Genomic DNA, 4593 nt, shown 5'->3' with positions numbered 1-4593 from the left:
ACGAATTCGGTCCTTCCGATGGAGAGCGGGAAGCAACTGTTCGGTGCGACACAGCGCCTACAGCAGTTCGTCCAGATACGTCTTGTTCGTCCCCAGGTAGCCGTAGTCGAGGGTGAACACTTCGACCGAGAACGTGCCGTCCATCATTAACTACACGTAGTCGAAATTGAGGTCACTTGCGACGTCGAACGCCTCCTCGTACTCCATGCCGGTTTGGGTGACGTACTCGACTTGTGCGTTCATGCACATCGTTCGAGGGGATGTCCGATAGTTCTGGTTGCCAGTACGACGAGTCGAAAAAATAGAGGGACGTCGTTAGTTCCCGCTGCCGTCATGGTCGGTGTTGCTCCCGCCGTTGTGACCGTCTCCCATGTGACCTCCATCGTTCCCGCTATGGTCACCGTTTCCACCCATGTGGTCTCCGTTGTGACCGTTTCCGCCACTGTGGTCGCCATCGTGACCGTTTCCACCCATGTGATCCCCGTTTTGTCCGCTATGGTCGCCGCTCCCACCCGAACCACCCTTGCCGCTCGTTTGTACCTTCCCGACCATCGTCGTCGGGTGGACGGTGCAGTAGTACTTCTCGATCTCGCTCGTGGCGACGAACTGGAGGGTCTGCGTCGCGCCCTTCTTCTGAACAATTTTCGTCTTGTTGATGGCGTTTTTCGGCGGTTTTGTGCTGCCGCCACCCATGTTTCCGCCGCCGTTCCCCATACTGTCGCCCCCACCGCCGTTCTCGTTCGTCCGTACGTCCGGATAGATGACTTTGAGGTTGTTCCCGTTGGAATCCTGGAGGGCGAAATCGTGCGGTTGGCCGTCCAGGTTCGTCCACGTCACCTGATACACCTGTCCGGTCTGGAGCTTCAGCGTCGGGTTCTTCTGCCCCTTGATGGAGTTCGGGGCTCTCCCCTGCCACCCTTGAACGCGTCCACCCAGTTGGAGCGATTCGGCCATTTGATGTCCGTTCTGCTGAGCGGCCCCGACGGCCGTCATACCGACGAGCGTACCGCCTGTCATCGTCAAGAATCGTCGTCGTGTCTGGCTGATCGATCTGTCGCGAGACATGCCCACAAACGATTGGTGAGAGCCAATAAACGACGACTATCGTTCGTACCGTGAAACGGCTACACGCGAACGACGAACCATCGTTTCGTGACGGTAACCATGATAACCGGATATCGACGGGAGAAGGGAGCGATTACCTCACGGTTCCCATCCGCCGAAAATCGGTCGATGTGGGTATCCGCCCCGTTCGGACGACCGGGAATCATCGACTATTTGTCCACCCCCTCTGGTGATTTAATCGACAGGTTTTCGGTACTATTGATATGCTGGAACGCCGGTGGTGATATATGGCGTCCGAAAAGATCGGGTTGACCGAGTCGATTTCGATGGCGGTGGGTGGGATGGTTGGTGGCGGTATTTTCGCCGTTCTCGGCGTCGTAGCGGCCGCCGCGGACACGCTGGCGTGGCTCGCGTTCATCGTCGCAGGGATTATCGCGATGGCCGCGGGCTACTCGTTCGTTCGTTTGGGCAAACTCTCGGGGGACGGCGGTGGGCCGCTCACCTACATCGAGCGGTTCACCGGAAGTACGAAACTGGCGGGGATGACGGGATGGACCTTTATCGTCGGCTACATCGGCACGATGGCGATGTACTCCTACGCGTTCGGCGGCTACTTCACCGAACTCGTCGGCCTCACGAGGATCGCAGGTATTCCGGCACGGCCGTTCGTCTCCGGACTCGTCATCGTCCTGTTCGTCGGTCTGAACGTGCTCGGCGCACACGCGTCCGGCCGAACGGAAGACGTGCTCGTCGGGTTGAAAGTGCTCATACTGCTGGTGTTCGGCTTCGGTGGTCTCTACTACGGATACAAAAACGGAAAGCTCCACACCGGGTTCGCGAAACTCGGCGTCGGTCCGGTCATCGCGGCGGCGCTCTCGTTCGTCGCGTTCGAAGGCTGGGAACTGCTGTTGTTCGACCGTGACAGCATCAAGGATCCGGCCGAGACGATACGGAAGGCGATCTACATCTCCATCGTCGGCGTAACGGCGATTTACATCATCGTCGCCGTCGTGACGACGAACCTCGTCTCCCCGCTGGAGATCAAGCAAAACGCGGAAACAGCGCTGGCGGTGGCTGCGAGGCCGTTTCTCGGGCAGACCGGATTCGTTCTCATCTCGATCGCCGCGCTGTTCTCCACCGGGAGCGCCATCAACGCGACGCTGTTCAGTTCCTCGCGCCTCCTCAGCGAGATGGTAACCGAGGACTATCTTCCCGCACAGATCGGTGCCGACGGCGGCGGCGAACCGGTTCGAGCGTTGGTCATTCTCGGGACGCTGACGGCGGCGTTCACCGTCGTCGGGAGCCTCAACGGGATCTCGTCGTTCGCATCCCTCGCATTCATCACCATCTTCGGGGCCGCGAGCTATCTGGCGCTGAAAAATCGGAGCAGCGACGACCTGAAGACGGTAATCGTTCCCGCCATCGGGACCGTCGGCGCGATAGCGACCATCGTCGCGCTGGTCTGGCACCTCTACACGGCGGAGAACTCGGTGTTCTGGACGGTCGCCATCATTACGATCGTCGTCGTCGTCGTCGAGGTGGCGTACTTCGAGCGGAAATCGATAGAAGAAAAAGCTGCGTCGGTAGAGGCCGAAATTGAAGAGTACGTGTGAAGACTCGGGTGCCGTCCGTTATACGTAGCCCTTAACGCTCGTGTGAACTCCCATCGCTTCGAGGGTTTCTTCCAGCGCGTCCAGCACGACCGCGAGGTCCTGCTGAAGCGCGTATTCGCGATACTTTCCACCCGCGGAACCTTCGTTGATCTCCGAAACCGAGAGGATTCCGAGCATCGCGAGGTCGTCCAGGTGCTCGCGTAGCCAGCGAGCGGTCAGGGCTTCGCGCTGGGCGGTCACCGAGAGTGCCTTGTATCGGGAGTAAATCTCCCGGGAACGGGCGGGCGTCTCGCCTTCCGCTTCGAGCGTCGCGAGCGCGTAGACGACCAGTCGCTCGTGATCGTTCAAATCGGCGATACCACGAGCGACCTGTTCGCGTTCGAGCAGGTCGCGACCGCGTCGAACGTGTTCTTCCGACACGCGAGCGGCGTTTTCCTCACGAGCGAGGTCGCCAGCCTTCAGAAGCAAGTCGAGTGCCTTTCGTGCGTCGCCGGATTCCTGTGCGCCGAACGCCGCACAGAGGGGGATCACGTCGTCGGTCAGCACGTCGTCCTTGAACGCAACTTCCCGGCGCTGGTCGAGGACTGCGCGGAGCTCGTTCGCGTCGTAGGTCGAAAAGGAGATGGACCGCTCACAGAGCGAGGAACGGACTTTCGGTGAGAGTCCGTCACGGAACGTGAGGTCGTTGCTGATACCGATGAGGCCGATTCGGGCTTCGGTAAGGTTGCCGTTTTCGCGTGCACGCGAGAGTTGATAGAGGATGCTGTCGTCCTTCAAGTGGTCGATTTCGTCCAGTACGAGGAGGATGATACCGCCGTGGCTGTCGAGTTCGTCCCACATGAGTTCGTACACCTGTGAGCGCGAATAGCCGGTCTCGCTGATTCGGTTCGCGGGGTCCCGAAGGGTGTTCACGAGGTGGCTCGCCACGCGATAACTGGAGTTGAGACCGTCGCAGTTGACCAGTTCGGTGAAGATGTCGAGGTCGTCGTACTCGTCGGCGTTGTTCTCCAGTTTGTTCAGCAAGAATCGCGTTGCGGCGGTTTTCCCCACACCGGCTTTCCCGTAGAGGAAGATGTTGTCCGGTTGTTCCCCGTAAATCGCGGGTTGGAGCGCACCGTGATATTCTTCCAACTCGGAATCCCGTCCCACCAGCGTGTCGGGCGTGTAATCGTCCAACAGTGCTTCACGATTTTTGTACGGAGAATGTTCGCGAACAAATTCGAATGAACCCATTATTCCATCGCAAACGGAGGAGTGGCATAACCCTTCCGAACCACCCGTTCCTTTGATTCCTGAGTTTCATCTGAATGGTGGAAAATGGACATAGCCTACCCGAGCCACCCGTTCTCGTGTGATACGTCGGGAACGGAGTCGAGGAAATGACACGGTAAACCAGCCGTTCCTCTGATTCCGGTGTTTCTTCTGTCTCGGTTACTTAAATAACACCCCCACCCCTCGATTCCGCTGAATGAGGAACGAACGGTGGGGTGGGGGAAGATGGGGTTTCTAGAATGGGAAGATTCAAGTCGATATCATCACAACAATATCCGCAAACTAGACTAAATCGACTATTTCGACGATATAGTTGATGAATATTATTCGGTTCCCCGTCGATCATCGGAGTCGTATTTTCGTCGGCCTACCTTCGGCGTGGAATTCAGCGGAATCGAGGGGTGGGGGTGTTTATAAATATCTGCAGACAGAGGAAACTACGGAAGTGGCCCTTTACTTCGTCGCTCCCCATGACTATGAAGAACAACGGAACGGTGGGGTGGGGAAGAACCACCGTTCGAGTCGGTAACACCCGGGACGAGCGAGTAACCCCTTGCGAAAGACAGCGGTACGACGGTGTATGTTCCATGCCACTCTATGTCCCGGGTATGGCAGATTCCGCGGAGCGCAACCACTTCCCTCG

Annotated in this window: 3 protein-coding genes; 1 reads left to right on the top strand and 2 read right to left on the bottom strand. The window is 58.2% G+C overall.

Going from position 1 to position 4593, the window contains the following annotated elements; genetic code table 11:
- Positions 1–315 precede the first annotated feature (315 nt).
- Entirely contained in the window at positions 316–1017 is a 702-nt protein-coding gene (locus tag WBV42_RS13705; RefSeq protein ID WP_423986521.1) for a hypothetical protein, read from the bottom strand.
- Positions 1018–1352: 335 nt separating this feature from the next.
- On the opposite strand from WBV42_RS13705, the gene WBV42_RS13700 reads away from it, so the two are divergent.
- Entirely contained in the window at positions 1353–2678 is a 1326-nt protein-coding gene (locus WBV42_RS13700) for an APC family permease (protein ID WP_423986520.1), read from the top strand.
- Positions 2679–2696: 18 nt separating this feature from the next.
- Here the strand turns inward: WBV42_RS13700 and WBV42_RS13695 are convergent, their stop codons facing one another.
- Entirely contained in the window at positions 2697–3911 is a 1215-nt protein-coding gene (locus WBV42_RS13695) for a Cdc6/Cdc18 family protein (protein ID WP_253228660.1), read from the bottom strand.
- Positions 3912–4593 lie beyond the last annotated feature (682 nt).

Source organism: Haladaptatus sp. (assembly GCF_049589095.1).
Lineage (GTDB): Archaea > Halobacteriota > Halobacteria > Halobacteriales > Haladaptataceae > Haladaptatus.
This window is presented reverse-complemented; position numbering and strand designations above follow the sequence as displayed.

Bases quoted from the DNA above. Each gene is read 5' to 3' on its own strand.
- WBV42_RS13705 (WP_423986521.1), bottom strand. From the start codon at position 1,017: ATGACAGGCGGTACGCTCGTCGGTATGACGGCCGTCGGGGCCGCTCAG.
- WBV42_RS13700 (WP_423986520.1), top strand. From the start codon at position 1,353: ATGGCGTCCGAAAAGATCGGGTTGACCGAGTCGATTTCGATGGCGGTG.
- WBV42_RS13695 (WP_253228660.1), bottom strand. From the start codon at position 3,911: ATGGGTTCATTCGAATTTGTTCGCGAACATTCTCCGTACAAAAATCGT.